This window comes from Caldicellulosiruptor changbaiensis (assembly GCF_003999255.1).
GTDB classification, from domain to species: domain Bacteria; phylum Bacillota; class Thermoanaerobacteria; order Caldicellulosiruptorales; family Caldicellulosiruptoraceae; genus Caldicellulosiruptor; species Caldicellulosiruptor changbaiensis.
This window is the reverse complement of record NZ_CP034791.1, coordinates 437,657-457,500: the sequence shown is the minus strand read 5'-3', so window position 1 is coordinate 457,500 and position 19,844 is coordinate 437,657. Positions and strand designations below refer to the sequence as shown.

General features: G+C 37.3%; 19 protein-coding genes and 1 pseudogene (1 of these 20 cut by a window edge). 4 read left to right on the top strand and 16 right to left on the bottom strand.

The window, feature by feature from the left end:
• From ELD05_RS02025 to ELD05_RS01975, 11 genes and pseudogenes are all read right to left on the bottom strand, one after another.
• Positions 1-42, bottom strand: the beginning of a protein-coding gene (locus ELD05_RS02025) for a glycoside hydrolase family protein (protein WP_127352908.1). The gene continues 894 nt to the left of window position 1, outside the view; only the first 42 of its 936 coding nucleotides appear in the window; it begins with the start codon at positions 40-42; the stop codon falls past the left edge of the window.
• A gap of 153 nt (positions 43-195) precedes the next feature.
• Positions 196-318 carry a hypothetical protein gene (locus ELD05_RS14715; protein WP_277601426.1) on the bottom strand — a complete coding sequence of 41 codons (123 nt, stop codon included), beginning with the start codon at positions 316-318 and terminating at the stop codon, positions 196-198.
• A gap of 137 nt (positions 319-455) precedes the next feature.
• The gene (locus tag ELD05_RS02015; protein ID WP_127351168.1) at positions 456-1,655 is read right to left on the bottom strand and encodes an RNA-guided endonuclease InsQ/TnpB family protein; all 1,200 of its coding nucleotides are present in this window, start codon (positions 1,653-1,655) and stop codon (positions 456-458) included.
• Positions 1,603-1,887: pseudogene (locus ELD05_RS14255) on the bottom strand (IS607 family transposase); the annotation flags it as partial. The pseudogene ELD05_RS14255 and the gene ELD05_RS02015, both read right to left, overlap by 53 nt.
• A gap of 55 nt (positions 1,888-1,942) precedes the next feature.
• Positions 1,943-2,125, bottom strand: a complete 183-nt coding sequence (locus ELD05_RS02005; RefSeq protein ID WP_241243567.1) for a hypothetical protein — start codon at positions 2,123-2,125, stop codon at positions 1,943-1,945.
• Positions 2,126-2,345: 220 nt separating this feature from the next.
• The gene (locus ELD05_RS02000) at positions 2,346-3,551 is read right to left on the bottom strand and encodes a sugar ABC transporter substrate-binding protein (protein WP_127351167.1); all 1,206 of its coding nucleotides are present in this window, start codon (positions 3,549-3,551) and stop codon (positions 2,346-2,348) included.
• A 139-nt stretch (positions 3,552-3,690) separates the two neighbouring features.
• The gene (locus ELD05_RS01995; protein ID WP_127351166.1) at positions 3,691-4,713 is read right to left on the bottom strand and encodes a LacI family DNA-binding transcriptional regulator; all 1,023 of its coding nucleotides are present in this window, start codon (positions 4,711-4,713) and stop codon (positions 3,691-3,693) included.
• Positions 4,714-4,719: 6 nt separating this feature from the next.
• Positions 4,720-6,342, bottom strand: a complete 1,623-nt coding sequence (gene glgP, locus ELD05_RS01990; RefSeq protein WP_127351165.1) for an alpha-glucan family phosphorylase — start codon at positions 6,340-6,342, stop codon at positions 4,720-4,722.
• A 53-nt stretch (positions 6,343-6,395) separates the two neighbouring features.
• On the bottom strand, positions 6,396-7,265 hold the full coding sequence (locus ELD05_RS01985; RefSeq protein WP_127351164.1) for a sugar ABC transporter permease: 870 nt from the start codon (positions 7,263-7,265) through the stop codon (positions 6,396-6,398).
• Complete coding sequence (locus ELD05_RS01980) at positions 7,265-8,173, bottom strand: carbohydrate ABC transporter permease (protein ID WP_127351163.1); 909 nt, start codon at positions 8,171-8,173, stop codon at positions 7,265-7,267. The genes ELD05_RS01985 and ELD05_RS01980 overlap by 1 nt, the downstream gene beginning before the upstream one ends.
• Positions 8,174-8,281: 108 nt before the next feature.
• The gene (locus ELD05_RS01975) at positions 8,282-10,015 is read right to left on the bottom strand and encodes a glycoside hydrolase family 13 protein (RefSeq protein ID WP_127351162.1); all 1,734 of its coding nucleotides are present in this window, start codon (positions 10,013-10,015) and stop codon (positions 8,282-8,284) included.
• 238 nt (positions 10,016-10,253) lie between these two features.
• Here ELD05_RS01975 and ELD05_RS01970 point away from each other — a divergent pair, with 238 nt between their 5' ends.
• The 3 genes from ELD05_RS01970 to ELD05_RS01960 are packed head-to-tail and all read left to right on the top strand — an operon-like array spanning position 10,254 to position 14,577.
• Positions 10,254-10,895, top strand: coding sequence for a class II aldolase/adducin family protein (locus tag ELD05_RS01970; protein ID WP_127351161.1), 642 nt, complete (start codon positions 10,254-10,256; stop codon positions 10,893-10,895).
• Between the two features lie 30 nt (positions 10,896-10,925).
• Entirely contained in the window at positions 10,926-13,916 is a 2,991-nt protein-coding gene (locus ELD05_RS01965; RefSeq protein ID WP_127351160.1) for an alpha-L-rhamnosidase, read from the top strand.
• Between the two features lie 19 nt (positions 13,917-13,935).
• Positions 13,936-14,577, top strand: coding sequence for a cobalamin B12-binding domain-containing protein (locus ELD05_RS01960; RefSeq protein WP_127351159.1), 642 nt, complete (start codon positions 13,936-13,938; stop codon positions 14,575-14,577).
• Positions 14,578-14,616: 39 nt separating this feature from the next.
• On the opposite strand, the gene ELD05_RS01955 is transcribed toward ELD05_RS01960, so the two are convergent.
• From ELD05_RS01955 to ELD05_RS01935, 5 genes are all read right to left on the bottom strand, one after another.
• Positions 14,617-15,141, bottom strand: coding sequence for a nucleoside recognition domain-containing protein (locus ELD05_RS01955; protein WP_127351158.1), 525 nt, complete (start codon positions 15,139-15,141; stop codon positions 14,617-14,619).
• Positions 15,138-15,707: a nucleoside recognition domain-containing protein gene (locus ELD05_RS01950; RefSeq protein ID WP_127351157.1), complete on the bottom strand. Its 570-nt coding sequence runs from the start codon at positions 15,705-15,707 to the stop codon at positions 15,138-15,140. The genes ELD05_RS01955 and ELD05_RS01950 overlap by 4 nt, the downstream gene beginning before the upstream one ends.
• 161 nt (positions 15,708-15,868) lie before the next feature.
• Complete coding sequence (locus ELD05_RS01945; RefSeq protein WP_127351156.1) at positions 15,869-16,975, bottom strand: Gfo/Idh/MocA family protein; 1,107 nt, start codon at positions 16,973-16,975, stop codon at positions 15,869-15,871.
• 154 nt (positions 16,976-17,129) lie between these two features.
• On the bottom strand, positions 17,130-18,380 hold the full coding sequence (locus tag ELD05_RS01940; protein WP_127351155.1) for a sensor histidine kinase: 1,251 nt from the start codon (positions 18,378-18,380) through the stop codon (positions 17,130-17,132).
• A gap of 21 nt (positions 18,381-18,401) precedes the next feature.
• Complete coding sequence (locus ELD05_RS01935) at positions 18,402-19,067, bottom strand: response regulator transcription factor (RefSeq protein ID WP_127351154.1); 666 nt, start codon at positions 19,065-19,067, stop codon at positions 18,402-18,404.
• A gap of 163 nt (positions 19,068-19,230) precedes the next feature.
• Here ELD05_RS01935 and ELD05_RS01930 point away from each other — a divergent pair, with 163 nt between their 5' ends.
• Positions 19,231-19,764 carry a DUF2680 domain-containing protein gene (locus ELD05_RS01930; protein WP_127351153.1) on the top strand — a complete coding sequence of 178 codons (534 nt, stop codon included), beginning with the start codon at positions 19,231-19,233 and terminating at the stop codon, positions 19,762-19,764.
• Positions 19,765-19,844 lie beyond the last annotated feature (80 nt).

Below are 19,844 nucleotides of genomic sequence, written 5' to 3'. Positions count from 1 at the left end.
ATAGATTGGGTCTCTAAAAAGGGGTGCTGGTGGCTTTGGCACATTTATCATCTCCTTTTAATAAATTTTACTCCCCTTTTGTACACTGGAATTAGCTTGGCGGATTTAATTATAGCAACCCTGTCATTATCCTTGTAATCAGGTGCTTTTTGAAGATATATGTCATGAAACTTTGAGATAGCAAGAGAGCTGTTTTCAATATCCCAGCATAGCCTTTTTATTTTCTAAATAATAAAGATAATTCTCGTACGGCACATCTGGGGGGACATCGGTGGTCAATGTGGGGTATAAAACCGCCTTGTTCCACCAGCTTTTCAAGCCTTTTTAGCTCTTTTAGTATATCCTCTTTTGAACCTTGAAGTTTTGTCTTGTCAACGCCACCCATAAGTCTTAGGTTATGAATAGTGTTTAAAGTATTAAAAATTATTTAAAACTTTATTAAACACTATTCTTTGTTAGGCTATATTCAGCCTAACTGGGTGTAACCCCACACCCTCTATCCCCTCTGCAAACGCTTCGGGGAATACTTTCCTTATGATATTATACGCACTATTAACATCGGCATTTATCAAAATACCTTTGTTGCTCTTAAATAAACCCCTTTTTATCCTTCTTTGTGGATTGTAGCTTGTTTTATTAATTTCTTCTCGGTCTAAAAAACTACAACCACTGGTGTAGCTCTCTTCTACAACTATGAAATTTATCCCTTCTTCTTCTTCACATTTGTACTTGAGCATGTTTACAAAATCATAAAAAGGAATACTTACAAAGTTTTGATTGTTTACTTTCCCTAACTCTATCTCCTGCTTCCATCCGCTATTGTATCCAATTACTAATGTGTCTATGTTGTTTTCATTGCACCAATTAACTATGAATCTACTTGTCTTGTGCATAAAATCTTTTATCTTGTTATTCCTCTTTAAAGTTAGCTTTTCAATCCTTCTACTGATGCCTCTATTTCCTACATAGCTCATAAACTCTGCTCTTTTCTTGTTGAAGTATTGATTTATAGACTTAATAACTCTGCCATTAATAACAATAGGCTTTATGCCTATGTTATTTACCAAAGTTACAAAGTTATTAAGTCCTAAATCTATTCCTGCTATTCTTTTTGGCAGCCTTTTTATCTCTGCTATCTCCTTTTCATAGACTATCTCAACAACATATACACATCCTTTTGGAATTATCCTGACTTCTCTTAAGTTTCCTGCTACCCTTGTCTTAAGCCTCAAATCTGTTTTGGGAAAAGTTAAATATCCATCTTTAATTTTGCACTGTTGATTTGTAAATACAGAAATAGCTTTTCCATCTTTCTTCTTATATTTTGGTAACTTGGGTCTGCCATTAAATTTACTACTATCTCTTCTCCACTCTTCCATTGCTCTAAAAAATGACTTCCAATTCCTATCTAAAAGTCTTAGAGTCTGCTGGGCTGTCTGGGCAGGCAGGTTTTTATAAGTCTCATGTTCTTTTAATATTCTATTGAGCTCTTTGTATCTTACCCATTTGTTGTTTTTTATAAACTCCTGTCTTGTGATGTAGTTGGCATAATTGTATAAGTTTTTCGCTGCAAAGCATATTTCATCACAATACCTCCACAATTCATGATTTCTTTTTATTTGTATTCTCTCCACTCTCTTGACTATTATCTTCAAACATCTCTCTTTCTAAAAGTTTTTTTATCCTTTGAATCTTTCTTTTGTTGTAAAATTTCATACTGTAACAGTGTAGCAAATTTATGATTTCTTCAATTATTTCTTGAGAATCAAGCTTTTCGTCCCCAACTTCAGATACAACAACTATTTCAGTGTTAAATTTTCTAAATAAATGCTCAAATATCTCAAATCCTACTCTGCTTAACCTGTCTTTATAGGCTATAACAACTCTTTATTAAAAACCTTAATACATTTATAATTTTTTATTATTTTTTGTTACTATACGCTTACTCTTCATTGTCTATATCCTTTGGAAGACCTTGAGAATGCCAGGTTGGAAGTGTTTCGTTCCAATAGCCAAACTCAAAATTTGGTATTCTATCTACGTTTTGATAGTGCATAACTCTTCTGAACCTTTCTCTGTTTGTCAATTTGCCTGATGGGAATTTATTTTTAATTAAACCCTCCATTAGTTTTTCCCCCTTTTTCAAGCAAGTCCTTTATATTTATTCTGTTTGTTAATGTTGTTTTTATTTTGCTTTTATTATATCACACATCATATTTGGATTTGATAGAATTTTATTTTGTAAAGATGAACTTTTTTACGATAAACAAAAAGGGCAGCAGGAAAATTCTGCTGCCCTTTCTCAACTTTATAAGTTATTTAATTTTCAACGCCCTGCACACATTTTATTGCATCTGAGCAATACCCTGCTTGATCTGTTTTACCATAGCATCTGCTGCCTGCTTTGGTGTTGCCTTGCCTGTTGTGATAAGTGAGAGTGCATTGCCGGCTGGCGTCCAAACAGCAGACATCTCTGGGATATTTGGCATAGGTATTCCCACTTTTGCCTGTTCTGCAAATGCGCTCATGATTTTGTCTGCCTTGACCTCGCTACTTGCAAGCACCTTGTTCAAAACAGGTATTCTGTGACCAACTTTGAACAGTGTTAGAGCAGAGTTTTCAACAAGATATTTCATAAGCTTGAAAGCTGCATCTTTGTTTTTGGACTTTGCTGAAACGAATGCTGCCTGAACACCAACAAACGATGGTGTTGGTTTTCCATCATCTGTCTTTGGTAGTGGTGCTACTGCAAATGGCACTTTTGCTTTTATAAAGTCTTGAACATCCCATGGACCGCTGATGTAAAATGCAATCTTTCCATTCTGGAAGTTACCCTTTGCAATATCACCCCTGATGTCCTTTGGCATGAACTTGTATGTCAAAACAAAATCTCTTATCAATGAAAGTCCTTTTATTGCACCATTTGTTGCAAGTCCGATATCGTTTGGATCAAGGGAACCACCCTTGTTCTTGAACACATATCCACCGTTTTGAGCGATGAACGCAAAGCTGAAATAGAAGTTGTTAACATCGTACATAAACCCATATTTCTTAGCCAATGTGATGAGTTGGCTCATTGTCTTTGGAGCCTCTTTTACCTTTGATGTGTTGTAGAAAAGCGCATATGTCTCCATAGCAATTGGAAGAGCATAGAGCTTGCCATCAAACGAACATGCATCAAGCGCAGTTGATACAAAGTTTTTCTTGTCAATGAGATTTGCTGGGACTGCTTCTAAAAGCTTTGCTTTCCAGAAAGCACCGAGATTGTCATGTGGAATACCAAACATGATGTCTGGGCCTTTTCCGCTCATTGCAGCTGTCTGGAAGCTCTGGAATGAACCTTGGTCAGTGATGACTTTTACAGTGTATCCATTTGCTTTTCCCCACTTATCTGCAATTGGTTGCAAAGCTTTTACCTCATCCTGAGTAAGATGTGACCAGACAACAAGCTGTTTTTTGGATGTCGCAAATACTCCGCTCAGTGGTATCAGCGCCACAACCGCAAAAACAATTATAAGCGCTACGGTTAAAATTCTTTTTAGATTTTTCATAATCAAAACAACCTCCCTTAAGCTTATTTAGAGTGCAAACGTTTGATAATAACATTATACATTTCTCTCTAAAAAAAGTCAAGAGAAAGAAAAAATTTTCGACTTTCTCAATAAATATAGCCTCTTTTTAATGCAATCATTATAACATTTGAAGTTTGCTGCACGAGTCTCTTTCAACAATCTGATGTGGAACTATTATTCTTCTGTACGTCTTGGTTGACTCGCTAAGATCCATCATCAGCACTTCGGCAGCAAGTCTACCAAGGTGAAGAATGTTGATGTCAACAGTTGTAAGAGGCGGCTGACATATTTCACTTACATTTGAGTTGTTGAAAGAAATCACTGAAAGGTCTTTTCCCACCTTAAGATTGAGACTTTCAGCAACTTTGAAAACCTCAATGGCAATCAGATCGTCCATGCACACGATAGCGGTGGGCCTGTCCTCTTGATTTAAAATCTCATACGCCTTTTCTCTGTAGCTTTTCTTGTAATAGTTTGCAAATTTTATATAGGAACTTCTTGGTTGTATACCATATTTTTCAAGAGCTTTCTTATAGCCTGAAAACCTGTCGACTGTGACCACCAAATCACTGGGTCCACCCATGAACGCAATTTTCTTGTGTCCCAGCCTTATGAGGTACTCGGTGGCATCAAACCCTGCTTTTTGATTGTCATTGTCTACCCAGTTTACACTGTTTTCAAAGCCACTTGGTCTTCCAATCACAACAAACTTAAAGTCAATGCTTTTTAAATACTCAATAGCAGGGTCCTTTTCCCTCGATGAAAGGAGCACAAACCCGTCAACCTTTTTGCTCTCAACAAGTCTTTTCAAAAGTTCTCTTTCCTTTTCAGGGTTTGAGATTGCAAGCAGAATATCATACTCAAAGTTGTTAACAACTGCACATATGCTTGTTATCACCTGGTCAAAAAAAGAATTTAAAAAGGCATTCTCGGGTTCTCGCGGCACAAATACACCAACCGTGAAAGACTTTTTTACAACCAGCCCCTTTGCATTTGCGTTTGGAACATAACCAAGCTTTTTTATTGCCTCAAGAACCCGCTTGGTTGTCTCAGGGCTGATTTTGCTGCTGCCAGCAAGAACCCGTGAAACAGTTGATGGTGAAACATTGGCTTCTTTTGCTATCTCTTTTATTGTTGCCATCACCTATCAATCCTCGTGGGATTTTTGAATGTACATCTTCTCGTAGTACTCCTTTACCATCCTCTCTGCCGAGAACTTTTCAAGTGTAGATTCAATGCTATTTTGCATCATCTTTACCCATTTATCCCTGTTTTTGTAGTACGTTGGTATTACCTCGTTTTGCATGACATTAACTAAACTCTTAAGGTCGTGACTATCTTGCTCTTTTTCGTCTTTTGACTCAAACCCATCGCCAATCTGCCACCCATTAATTCCATGCTGGCACGCCTCAGGCCACCATCCATCTAAGGTTGAGACGTTCAAAACACCGTTCATTGCAGCTTTCATTCCCGAGGTTCCGCACGCTTCTAAAGGTCTTCGTGGGTTGTTCAGCCAAATATCGCATCCGCGGGTTAGCATCTTGCCAATTTCCATGTCATAGTCTTCCAAGAACACAACCTTGCCGGGATACTTTTTGGACATTGCAATGATGTTGTTGACAATCTCTTTGCCGGTATCATCAAGTGGGTGGCTTTTGCCTGCAAAGATTATTTGAAGATCGTTTTTGAACATCTTGTCAGCCGCTTCTTTGTCTCTGAAAATAAGGTCGCTTCGCTTATATGGAGCTGCCCTTCTTGCAAACCCTATTGTTAAAACATCCTCTCTTAATTTAATACCCGTCCTTTTTTCAACAAAATCCAAAAGCTCACGTTTTATTTGAGTATGTGTCTGCCAAAGCTTTTCAGGATTGTGTCTTGATTCTAATATTCTTCTGTCTGCCCATGTTCCAACATGAACACCGTTTGTGATACCAATTATTCTGCTTCTTCTATCAACTTGAGCCCACATAGCATTTGCTGTGATTCTGTGCAGGTCAGACACAGCATTTGAAATGCGAGCAAGTCTTAGCGCTGCAACTGTCATATTAAAAGGAGCACCGCCAATATGAACAAGCTGCTCTTCTGTAAGATTCAAGTTTGCTCCCATGTACATAAGAAGTCTTAAAGGATGTGTTTCATTTCCTGCTTCAACAGGTGTGTGTGTTGTAAACACAATCTTTTCTCTTGCTTTAGATAGTGCCTGTTCAAACGAAAGACCTTTTTCCTCCATGTAATATCTCACAAGCTCAAGTCCAGCAAATACAGCATGCCCTTCGTTGAAATGATAAACATCAACCTTGATACCAAGCTCTTTTAAAGCCCTCACACCGCCTATTCCTAAAACCATCTCTTGAGCAACTCTCTCTTCACCAAACCAGCCATACAGCTGTCCTGTAATCCACCTGTCTGCATTTTCAGGAAGGTCAGTGTCAAGAAGGTAAAGGTCTGCGTTTTCGAAATTATCAACCTTCCACACCTTGCAGTACACATCTCTGTTTCTTATTCTTACCTTGACCTTCACGCCTGTGTCCTTTAAAAAGTTGTACCTGTAGATAGGAAAAGCGTCAATCACACCATATTCCTCTGTAACAATCTGCTTGTTGTACCCTTGCTTCCACAGTATCCCAACACCTACAACAGGATATCCTAAATCCTTTGCAGCTTTTAAATAGTCACCTGCCAGAATACCAAGCCCACCTGCATAGATTTTGAAGTTAGAATCAAGACCGAACTCCATGCTAAAATACGCAACTGTAGGAAGTTTCTTCATTCTATCTAATCCTCCTTTGTAAAAGAATTTTTGTTGTCAGATCAAATTCCAAATTAACCCTTGACAGCACCTGCTGCAAGACCGCTCTGAATCTGTTTTTGAAGCGCCATGTATATAATCACAATTGGCAGTGACGCCAATATTGATGCTGCTGAGAACATAGGCCAGTTAGCTGAAAACTGGTTGTTTATAAAGTTTCTAAGTCCAATTGGCACAGTTGCATTTTCAGGCGACTGCAAAACTAAGCTTGAGAGCAAAAACTCATTGAACACACCGTTAAAGCTCCAGATGAACATCACAGCAAGCATTGGAGCGGTAAGAGGCAGGATAATCTTTGTGAAAATCAGAAAATGCCCAGCGCCATCAATTATTGCCGCCTCATCAATCTCGTATGGTATCTGGTCCATGTTGCCTTTCAAAAGCCAGATGTTAAAAGCAGAACCGCCTGCAAGCACCAGAATTAGTGCAAACAGATTGTCAAGAAGATTGAGTTTTGCCAAAAGACCGTAGATTGCAGGCATTGCCATGAAAGTTGGGAACATCTGCAAAATCAAAAGTGCTTTAAGCCCGTTTTTTCTTCCAACAAAGTTTATCCTTGAAAATGCATATGCTGCAGGGGCTGTCATGAAAATCTGTAAGAATGCAACTCCAAAACACACAATCAAGCTATTTTTGACCCACATCACAAAGTCAGGCAGTGTCTGAGAAGGACTGCTCTTTTTCCTAAAAAGTTCTATATAGTTCTCAAACGTAATCTCTTTTGGGAAAAACGACGACTGGAAGAACGCCCCACCTTTTGATAGCGACGCAACTATGATAAACCATGTAGGAAGCAGCGACAGTATTATCGCAATCCAAATAATCACTCTTGATATCCACAGAACAATAGCATCCTGCTTTGTCATATACTCTCTTCCAACCATTATCTTTCACCACCCTCAAATGCTCTTGTCAGCTTCATGTTGATAAGCGAAATTGTTCCCACAATGAAGAAGATTATGATTGACATCGCAGAGGCAAGGTCGTACCTGTAAAACTGCATTGTAAGCTTGTATGTTGTTGAGACAAGAAGGTCTGTGTGCCCTGCAAACTGAGTGTCAAGCCTTGCAGGTCCGCCGCCTGTCACAAGGTATACAACGTTGAAGTTGTTGAAAGCATATGCAAACGATGAAATCAAAATTGGAAGCGCTGTTGGAACAATCATAGGTATTGTAATTTTAAATAGCTTTGTAAACCAGCCAGCTCCGTCTATCTCAGCAACCTCGTAAAGCTCTGGTGGAATTGACTGAAGAGCACCAAGTGACGCATTCATCATAAACGGGTATGAAAGCCACAGATTAACAATAAATATGCTTATCTTTGCCCAAAACGGGTCTGTCATCCAAGGTATTGGATCAAGGCGAAAAGTTTTTAAAAGCATATTTATAGCCCCATACTCTTCATTCAAAAGTCCCTGCCATGCCAAAGAAGCAATTGTTCCTGGGATGGCCCATGGGATTATTAATATTGACCTGTAAATATTTGTCTCTTTCATAAATTTGTTGTTAAGAAGCACAGCAAGCAAAAGCCCCACTGCAAAATTGATAAGAACTGTAACAAGTGCAAATGTAAATGTCCATGCAAATGTTGGCGCAAACACCTCTTTGAAAGGTCCTGTTATGATATCGACAAAGTTTTTAAACCCTACAAACTTGTAGTCTTCCATGTGATTGAGATTGAAATTTGTAAATGCATAATACACCGTCATGGCAATGGGGAAGAAAGATAGCACTGCCATGGAAATCAAAGCCGGCGCAAGATACGCATACCCTATTGGCTCGCGCTTTTTCATAATCTTTTTCCTCCTTCTGAAATAAAAATGTGCAATCGTTTGCTCTTAAAAATATTATACAATTGACTTACTTGCGTGTCAATATTTTTTAGTCTTTTCTATAAGAATTTATCTAACAATCACAATTTCGAAGCTCTCGGGATTCAGTTCAAGTTCAATATAGCACGAGTGGTTTTTAATTTTCTGCTGCGTACTGAAAAATTCAATCTCTTTGTCAACAATAAACTCTGACCACAGCTTTACTTTTTGCAAAGCTTTGCGTGGATTAAAAAGAATGTACACAACTTCACTTTCACTTTTCCTTTCAAAGCAAAGCACATCAACAATCGAAAACTCTTTAACATTGTCGCTATTTAGAGCCGAAGATGTTTTTTTGAGATCTATCAATCTTCTGTAAAGCTTAAAAATCTCCTTGTCCTGCTTTTCTTCTTCCCATATCATCCCCCTTCTGCAGTCAGGGTCATGCCCGCCTTCCATTCCAATCTCATCACCATAGTAAATCATAGGAATTCCCTGATAGGTGAGGTTGTACACTGCAGCAAGCATTGCAAGTTTTTTATTTTTATTTAGCCTTGTCAAAACCCTTTCTGTGTCGTGGCTGCCAATGAGGTTTAGCTGGCACGAAAAGAGGACAGGATTAAATTTTAGCCTGTAATCTGCCAAAATCCTTGATGCATCCTCTGCATTATATTTACCCACCAAATACCTTGCAAAAACCTCCCACGAAAAGTAGTTCATCACACCGTCAAACATGTCTCCCATAAGGAAATTTTCGCTTCTGTGCATAACTTCACCAATTAAAAGAATGTCTTTCTTTATAGATTTCAGCTCTCTTCTTATTCTTCTTATAAAGTTTTTGTCAAGCTCGTTTGCAACGTCAAATCGAAAGCCGTCAACGTCAAACTCCAAAAGCCAGTACTTTAAAACCTCTAAAAAGAAGTCCTGAACCTCTTTGTTTGAAGTATTTATCCTTGGCATACTCCTCACGTTTGTTGCAAAAGTCTCATAGTTTCCTTTTTGAACATCAACAGGCAAAGACTTTATATTGTACCAGCTGTAATACTTTGAATTTTCTCCATTTTTTATGACATCCTGAAAAGCAAAAAATTCAACGCCTGTGTGGTTGAAAACCATGTCAAGGATTATCCTGATACCGTTTTTGTGAAGGCTTTTGACTAAGTCTTTGAACTCCTCTTTTGTACCCAAAAGCGGGTCAACATCAAAATAGTCATCCACGTTGTAGCGGTGGCTAGAAAGTGATTTAAAAATTGGTGTAAGATAAATGGCATTTATTCCAAGAGCTTTAAAATACTCTATTTTTTCTTTTATGCCTGCAAAATCACCACCAAGAAAAACTTCAGAGCCTGGTACATCCCAGCTGCAGTAATCCCAATCAAATAGCTTTCTGCCATGTACTTCTTTTTTGCCTCTTTTGAACCTGTCGGGAAATATCTCATAGACAACAAAACCCTCTGTAAAAGAAGGTTTTTCAAATATATCTGCCTCATTTGCATATGGAAACTGGAAAGCATCAAAATACAGGTTTTCTTCGGTATCTGCAAGTCCGAACTGATTAAATATCTTAAAACTTCCATCTAAAAGCTCGATCAAAAACTTGTACGCAAACCTCGGCGTTTTGTTTTGCACCTGCGCTGTATACACTTCAAAACTTCCAACGTTCATGTAAAAGTCCATCTTCACTTTCTGAGCTTCCAAATCATACCTGTCTGAGAATATCAAAGTGACGCTTCTTACCAAACCTTTTTGCACCCACAGTCTTACATAGAACCTGTCTTTACTCAGAGCAAAAATGTCATGAACTTGATTGTGAATAACCTGCAAGCTTCTTACACTCTCCTTTTGAAATATTTTTTGAAATACAACATTGAAATTTATTTTATCACTTTTCTATCTATAATGCAAATGTTTGCACAAGATTTTTTTAAGGACACTTTCAAGCTTTTCAAAAGGTCAAATTTGGGTATTTTCAAATCAATCAAATAATTGTAAAATGAAATAGAACAAAAAATCAAAACAACACAATATCATGACAATACATTTTAAAGAAAGGTGGAAAAAAATGCAGGATATAAGAAGCATCAAATCACAGATATGCAGAATTGGAAGAATCATGTACGAAAGAGGTTATATAAGCGGACCTGATGGAAACATCTCTGTGAGAGTCAACAAGGATAAAATTATTACAACACCCTCTGGGGTATCAAAAGGTTTTTTGAGTGAAGACATGCTTGTTCTAATTGATATGGAAGGCAAAATTCTTGAAAAGACGGATTACAGGCCATCGTCTGAGATAAAGATGCACCTCAAAGTTTATCAAGAAAGAGAGGACATAGGCGCCTGTGTTCATGCACACTCACCTTATGCCACCACATTTGCAGTGTTAAGAAAACCTCTTGACAAGCCAATTTTAGCAGAATCAGTCTTCATCTTTGGAGGGTATATTCCTGTTGCGCCGTTTGCAACACCTTCAACAGTTGAGGTACCAGAGTCAATAGCACCTTTTATAAAAGACTACGATGCTGTGCTTCTTTCAAACCATGGTGTTTTGACATACGACAATGACTTGGAGATGGCATTTTACAAGCTTGAGATTGTTGAGTTCTGGGCAAAGATTTTGTTCATGTCAAGCCAGATAGGCACACCGCAGGTTCTGAGCCCTGAGGAGATTCAAAAGGTCTTGAGCTTGAGAAAGAGCAAGTGAATACAAAACAAATAGAAAGGGAGATTAGAAATGCTTGATTTAGAAAAACTCAAAAACCCAGATAATTTTTACAGGTGCGCACCTTTCTGGAGCTGGAATGACAATTTAAAAGAGGAGGAGCTTTTGCGCCAGATAACTGAGATGCACCAAAAAGGTTATGGCGGTTTTTTCATGCACTCAAGGGTTGGGCTTGTGACAGAGTATCTGTCTGAAGAGTGGCTAAGTCTTGTCAAAAAATGTATAGAACATGCAAAAAAGTTAAACATGCTTGCATGGCTTTATGATGAGGACAAATGGCCGTCTGGTTTTGCAGGGGGTGCTGTGGCTTTTAAAAACCCTTCTTACAGGCACAAGTTTCTGGTACTTTTGAAAGAGGACCAGGTTGAACACGACGATGAGGTGCTGTCAAGCTTTGTCCATGGTGGCGTAAAGTACATTGTTGCAAAGCGCACAATGAAACTTGGTGACAAGTGGTTCAACGGAAGCTGCTATGTCGACCTTCTTTCAAAAGAAGTAACTCAGGAGTTTATAAATCTTACGCACGAGAAATACAAAAAATATTGCCAAGAGTATTTTGGCGATGCAATGCCGGGAATATTCACTGATGAGCCAACATATTTAAGAGTCCACTACAAAGATATCCCTACTTTGCCATGGACAGAAAAGCTTCCAGAAAGGTTTTTGCAGAAAAAAGGGTATGACATAAAAGAGCACTTTGAAGAGCTTTTCTTCAATGTTGGCAATTACCACAAGGTCAGGTTTGACTTTTTTGATGTTGCACTTGAGATGTTCATAGAAAACTTTACCATTCCTTATGCAAAGTGGTGTGAAGAAAATGGTATTATGATGACAGGACACTACATGGCAGAAGATACAATGCGCGGCCAGATTGAATGGATAGGCGCTGCAATGCCCCACTATGAGTATATGCAGCTTCCTGGAGTTGATAAGCTTGCAAGACATTTAGAGCAGGTAGTTACAATGAAACAGGTATCATCGGTCTGTGAGCAGCTTGGCAAAAAAGGGGTACTGTGTGAAACCTTTGGGACAACAGGTCAGCACGTGAGTTTTCTTCATAGAAAATGGATATCAGACTGGCAAGCAGTGCTTGGCGTAACATACATAAACCCACATCTTAGCCTGTATTCCATGAGAGGCGAGAGAAAAAGAGACTATCCACCAAACCTTTTTTACCAGCAACCATGGTGGAAAGATGAAAAATTCTTTGCAGACTATCTTGCAAGGATTTCGTACATAGCAGGGCTCGGCAAAAGAGATGTTGATGTACTCGTAGTCCATCCAATCTCATCTGCCTGGGCAGAGTATTCTAAGTTTGATGACAGTGTGGACAAGCTGGATATTCTGCTTGACAAAATGGTAAAAGAGCTCATAGCAAACAAGATTGACTTTCACTTTGGCGATGAGATAATCCTATCAAAGTATGCACAGGTTGATAATGGCAAAATTAGAGTTGGCAATTATAGCTACAAAGTGGTTGTTCTGCTACCTCTTACAAACTTAAGAAAGACAACAGTACAGCTTTTACAAGACTTTATAAATGCCGGTGGCAAGGTAGTTGCGTTGAAAGATTTTTTGTTTTCGAGATTTGAACTTTGCATGATAGACGGCAGCAAGTGTGACATTCCATTAAAAGAAAAATTCAAAAATGCTTCAGATTTAAACGAACTTGTGAACATCTTAAAAGAAGAGGTTTCAAACTACATTGAAGTGATTGACAAAAAGACAGGTCAAAATGCTAAGAAAATTATACTTCAGAGCAGAAAGCTAAATGATGGAAGCAGAATAATCTTTTTGGCAAACACAGACATTCAAAGAGAAGCAGAAATCACAATAAAAATCCCTGCAGACAACAACGTTTTTGCAATAGACCTTGTAGATTTTGGTGTGGTGAAAATACCTACATTGAAAATGGAAAATGGTTTTGCTGTGATTGATGCAACAATGTATCCTGCATCAAGCCTGTGTCTTGTAGTGTCTGACAAGGAGCTTTCGCAAAACACAAAAAATGTCATCTCAGGCGTTGTATTCGACAATAGTTTTGAATACAAAACAGGCAGCTGTGAGTTTGACATAGAGCTTAAAAACTACAATGTACTAATACTTGACAGAATAAAATATGAGGTTGACCGAAAGGTAGTATTTGAAGATTGTTATGTTTCCCAGGTTTGGCACAAGCATTTTTATAATCTCCCAGAAGGAACACCTTTCAAAGCCACATACTATTTTGAGGTTGAAAAAGTGCCGTCAAAACTTTTTGTGGCAATAGAGTGTGCAGAGAATCTTGACAGAATCCTTGTGAACGGTCAGTCTGTCAAATTTGAAAGAAAAAGTGAAAGCTTTTCGCCCGACCAGAACTTTTTGGATGTGAACATTGGCAAGATTGATATCACCTCTTTTGTCAAAGAAGGCAAAAATGAAATAGTACTCAGTGGCAGAAAGTCAAACAACATCACAGCTCCAGGCTGCCATGAGAGGATAAAAGACCCCAAAAACCACAGACCGACTGAGGTTGAAGCTATCTATCTTGTAGGAAGCTTTTCTCTTATCTGTGTTGATGAGACAAGGTTTATTATAACCGAGCCCAAAAAGCCATGTCATTTTGATATAACAAAAGACGGGTATCCTTTTTATGTTGGGTCGGTAAGCCTGAAAAGCTCTTTTGAGATTACAAAAGAAAGTTCAAAAAGAGTTTATATAAAGCTCAATAGCGTCAGCGCAGCAGTTGCCAAGGTGTATGTAAACGGCAAGAAAGCATGCACTCTTTTTTCCCAACCGTTTTTGGCTGACATAACAGATCATGTAAATGACGGCAAAAATGATCTTGAGATAGTTTTAACAAACACACTTTTTAACCTCATAGAAGCAAACCACAAAGCAGACGTGTTTGAGGAGCTGTACAGACGTCCCCAGAGCTTTATTGACTTTGAAAACTTCACATCACGATATATGATCTTGCCATTTGGCCTTGGAAGTTATAGTATATTAACATCTGAGTTTTGAAAAGGGGGCCGACTTAAAAATGGAGATTCTAAACGAGATATCACAGCTTATTCAAAAAGGAAACGCAAAACTTGCACCTGAAAAAGTAAAAGAAGCTTTATCTTCCGGAATTTCTGCTGAGACAATCTTAAACGATGCACTCATTCAGGCAATGTCGGTTGTTGGTGAGAAGTTCAAAAACAATGAAATTTACGTACCTGAGGTGTTGATTGCAGCACGTGCAATGAAAGCTGCGCTGGAAGTATTAAAACCAATCCTGACAGAGACAGGTGTAAAACCAATCGGCAAGGTTGTGATTGGCACTGTAAAAGGCGATTTGCACGATATTGGCAAGAACTTGGTTGCTATGATGATGACAGGTGCAGGGCTTGAGGTAATTGACCTTGGAGTAGATGTTTCACCTGAGAAGTTCTGTGAGGCTGTAAAAAGCTACAATCCACAGATTGTTGCAATGTCAGCCTTGCTTACAACAACCATGCCAAATATGAAAGCAACCATTGAAAAGCTACAAGAGCAAGGTTTGCGCGATAAGGTAAAGGTGATTGTTGGTGGGGCGCCTGTGACAGAGAGCTTTGCAAAGAGCATCGGAGCTGACGGGTATGCACCTGATGCGGCATCAGCTGCCGAGCTTGCAAAAAAGTTTGTCCAAGGTGCTGCGTAAAATAAATGAAAGGCTGAAGTTTTTCTTACTTCAGCCTTTTTATTTTAAGCCATTTTTAACCAAAAACGCTGCCACAAGTAAGACTATAAAGTCTACAGCAATTGCCACCGGAATTAAATACCTTGTTTTTTTTACCCGAGTACATGCAAGGTATGTTGTTATTACATAAAAAAGGGTTTCGGTTGATGCACAGATGATTGAAGAATATATTCCTATTTGTGAATCTGGTCCAAATTTTTCAAAGATGTCTTTCAAAACTACATAAGATGCACTTCCTGAAAACGGCTTTATCATGATAAGCCCAAGCGATTCTTGAAATATCCCAAGTTTGTTAAAAATAGGTCCTAAAAAAGTTTCAAACATTTCTACAGCACCTGTCTTTATGAAAAGTTCAACAGCTAAAATTAGTGCAAAGACATTTGGAAATATTTTTATTGAAATTTTAATACCATCTTTCACGCCTTCAACAAAGCTACTAAAACTGTCATTGGACCTAAAAAGAGAAAAAATTAGTACAAATACAATAAATGAGGTTATTATAATATCAGAAATTATTTTTGTCATCTTCTCAGCACCCTTGAGATTACTTTGCAGAAAATTATGCCAAAGAAAAGTCCAACTAGTGACACAAACAGTATTGGAAAAAGTACAACTGTTGGATTTTCAGACCCATACTCATGCCTTAGCATAATCATTGTTGTTGGAATTAGCTGTATTGAACAGGTATTTAATATCACAAACAAAATCATGTCACTTGATGCAAAGTCTTTGCTATTTTCTTTTGATAGCTCTTCCATTGCTTTAATTCCTGCTGGTGTTGCAGCATTTCCAAGCCCAAGAAGGTTTGCAATAATATTTGTTGACATCCACTTAAATGCCTCTTCATTTTTTGTTTTAAAAAGAAGACTCAAAATCGGCTTTAAAAATCTTTCTAATATTTTAATTAAGCCTGAGTCTTGAGCAAGTCTCAAAAATCCTGACCAGAGGATTATAGAACATGCTATTGTTACAAATATCTGCAAAGCAGTTTTAGGCGCAGAAAACAAGATGGTGGTTATTTTGTTAATATCACCGTTAATTACTTGAACTAAGATTGAAAATAAAATCAGAAAAAGCCAAAAGGCATTCAAAAGTCTTTCTCTTCTTTCTTTAAAAAAGCTTCATTATAAAGTATATTCGCAAGTTATATTTTTATAAAATAAAAAAGCACCCTGCCGTTTCAAAATGTTTTGAGTTTTTTCTACATGCAAGGCGCTTTTTTTTATTAATATTATCTACTATCATTATTCCTTTATATATACAAAACCTCTCTCAAAAGCTTCATATCCAAAAGAGGCACATCAGGTGCTTTGCTTTTTACATCCACAAACCTTTCTTCCTGCAAAGAAGTATATACTGCATGAAGAGTTTCTAAAACATGAAAGGCTAAACTTCCGGATGCCCTAAGCGGCGTCTGCAACTTGATTGCAAGCGCCATGTCAAGGATTCCTAAACCTCTTAAGTTATCATAGTTAAATGGGTTTATAACAGGCATTTCTCTAAACTCCTTATCATCATGTCTTTTTAATAGTACTCTGCCATAGTCAAAAAAGTTTGGGTCTGGCACAACCAGTGTACCTTCTGTCCCATAAATTTCTATCCCGCGCAGGTTTGTTGCCGGCACATCATAAGACACAGTGACATTTCCTATAATACCTTTGTCAAAAAGAAGGTTTGCTGTCACATATGTTGGCATTTCAACCTCAATCTTTTCTCCCCTGTGGGGCTCAGAAGTTATAAGCCTTTCTTTGTACGTTATCATGCCCATACCAGATACTTTTTTTACAGAACCAAGTAAAAACACAAGAGCTGTTAAACAATAAGGCCCGATGTCAAAAAGCGGTCCTAAGTATTTTTTGAAAATAAAATGTGGATTTGGATGCCACTTTTCTGGTCCACCGTAGAGTATAAAACAGTTTGCAGCAAAAGGTCTCCCTATCCATCCATCTTCAATGAGTTTTTTTGCCGTCTGAATGTTCGCACTAAGAAATGTATCAGGTGCACATCCAACTTTAAGTTTTTTCTTTTCTGCTAACTCCAGAATTTCTTTTGCTTCTTTAAGCGTTGAGCAAAGAGGTTTTTCGCTGTAAAGATGCTTTCCACTTTCCAAAACCCTTTTGTTTACTTCATAGTGGTGCTGAGGCGGGGTGAGGTTCACAATTATATCCACATCAAGGTCATAGACTTTATCAGGTTCTAACACCTGTGACACAGAAAACTCTGAGGCTATGCTCTTTGCTCTATCCAAGTCTATATCTGCGCACGCAACAATGTCAAATATCCCAAACCTTTTGAGATTTTTAAGGTAAACTGGTGCAATGTTGCCACAGCCAAGCACTGCAACTTTTATTTTTTCCATCTTTTTCATCTCCTTCTACCTTTAAAAATTTACTTGATTCATTATAACATAAATCAACTTCCTTAATATTAAAGGTTCATTAGCCATCAGTATCAAGAAAATTTGTGCAGCTGTAAATTTTATCAAAATTCAAACATCTTTAGTTTTCCTTATTTTATATATTAACTCTAAAATGAATATACCCATCCTCTATAAACGTCTCAAGTTTTATATCCAAAATCTTGCAAAGTTCTTTCACAATAGACAGCCCCAGTCCAAAACCTTTTTTGCTTGATTTGTATCTTTCAAATAGAAAAATAAGTTCCTCTTCTTTGAGGTCTGTCTTATTGTAGATATCCACATACTCCTTCTGAGCCTCAATATACACTTTTTTATCCTTTGTATTTTCAATTGCATTTTGCAGAAGGTTGTTTATTATTCTTCTAAATGAATTTAAGTCAGTTTTTATCTTTGGGGAATTTAAGCTTTTGATAATAATCTCAACACCTTCAATCTCAGCAAGCTTTTTGAGCTGTTCGCATGCTTCCTTGATTACCAAGTTCACATCAACTTCCTCAATCTTTTTCTCAATTATCCCCGCTGAAATCTTTGAAAGCTCAACCATATTAGAAATTAGGTTTTGCATATAATCACATTGTTTTTCAATTCCATCCATATTCTGTTTAATCTTTTCTTTATCATCAATATCCAAATATTTTGTACTCTCACCATAGCCCTTTATAACAGCAATAGGTGTTTTCAAATCATGTACAAAATTAGCAACAAACTCTCGTCTCACCTTCTCAAGGAGCCTCAGTGAATTTTTAAGGCTATTGATGGACCTTGCAAGGTCTCCAACTTCATCTGTTGAGCTGTCTTTAAGTTCAAAGTCTTCCCCTTTAGCAATCTTTTGCGTAGCTACTGAAATCTTTATTATGCGTCTTGAAATATGTCGTGAAATCAAGAGTGACACTAATAGTCCAATGAAAATAAATACGATGCTAATTTTAATCAAATTCTTTGATATTATGTTCAAAGCATATCCATAATATGGTTTTATAGTTATTACAACAGAAGTTAACCCCCCTTTTTTTAGCACGTATGCAATATACTCCATTTTAAAGTGTGGATGAGAAAACACATAAACTCCACTTGAATTGAATACTGGCATAATCATGTGATAGGGGATATCCAATCCACCTTCTTCAAGGACAATCGCATTTCCTTGTAAAACAAGTATTTTCACTGCGGACAAATCGCCTTCCAACTTGTTTTCAAGCGCATCTTGGGAAAGCTTTTTCAAGTCATCTATTATCATATCCTCTAAAAAGTACTTCAGGTAGAGCATATTGGAAATATATATACTCAAAATTAGAAAAACTATTATTCCTATAAAGTTGAGAGCTATTTTAGTAAAAAGTTTCATCTTGTTTTAACATCCTTTCAATCATTCTTTATCCTCCGAAAGTTTATAGCCCACACCCCAAACTGTCTTTATTAAAAACTTGTAGTCTTTTAACTTTTCTCTCAATTGTTTTATGTGGACATCCACAGTTCGAGTCTCCCCAGTAAAATCAAAACCCCAAACCTTTTCAAGTATCTCATCTCTTGACTTTACCAAATCTTTGTTTTTAGCCAAATAAAGTAAAAGCTCAAATTCTTTATGTGTAAGATTTACATCTTCACCATCTACTAAGAGCTTAAACTTTTTTGGGAAGATCTCTACTTTACCATTCAATAACTTTATACTTTCTTCCAAACCTTTAACTCTCCTTAAGACAACCTTTACACGAGCAATCAGCTCAAGCATAGAAAATGGCTTTGTGATATAGTCTTCTGCCCCAAGCTCAAAACCTTTTAACTTGTCAAACTCTTCTGACTTGGAGGTTAATATTATTGTGGGAATGCCTTTTTTGCTGGCTTCTTTCAATACTTCATACCCTTCCATGTCAGGTAGCATAATATCAAGAATTATCAAGTCAGCCTCATTTAACTTACTCAGTGCATCTTTTGCAGTGTATGAGTTTATAACCTCAAATCCTCCATTTTTCAAAAACCTTGTAATTATTTGATTTAAATCTTGCTGGTCCTCAACAACTAAGATATTTGCCATTTTTCACCCACCCTATTTTATATTATATCTTTTCTAAATAGATTTTTGTTAAGCTCAAAATTATTCTTTACAATTTCTTTACACTTTGCTTATACCCATCTTACAAATAGAGTTTAACATATAAAATGTAAAACAAATTAAATTTTTGGGAGGTTGATTAAAGATGAAATTCTTAAAATCAATATTAGGTATTAGTTTAGTATTAGCGCTTGCTCTCACATTCACACTTGTTCTTGCTAAAGGAGTGCAAACAAGCTCCGCTCAAAAAGCAGTTAAAACTACAGCAGTTGCACAGCAACAAAATACAGGCTGCGGTGGATATAGTGTAGGGATGCATGTGAATATGCAAGAACTTGCTGCAAAAGCCTTGGGCATTTCAGTTGATGAACTTGTCAAAAAATTACAGAGTGGTAAAACTATAAATGATATTCTTAAAGAAAAGAAATTAACAGTTGACCAGTTCAAAAAGAAGTTGTACGACTTGAGGGTTGCTGAAATTGACAAACTTTTAAAAGATGGAAAAATAACACAACAGCAAGCTGAGTTCTTAAAGAATCATTTTCAAATAAATATTCAATATTGCATTGAAAACATTTTAAACTGGTCAAACAATGGATCTGGTTATGGCGGAATGATGGGTTTTGGACATGGCGGCGGAATGATGAGTTCTGGCTTTGGAGGCATGATGGGATATTAATTGAGCAATTTCACAGCAAAAAAATAATAGCCTGTCTGCAAAAAGCAAAGCAGACAGGCTTTTTCTTTTAAAAATTTTTT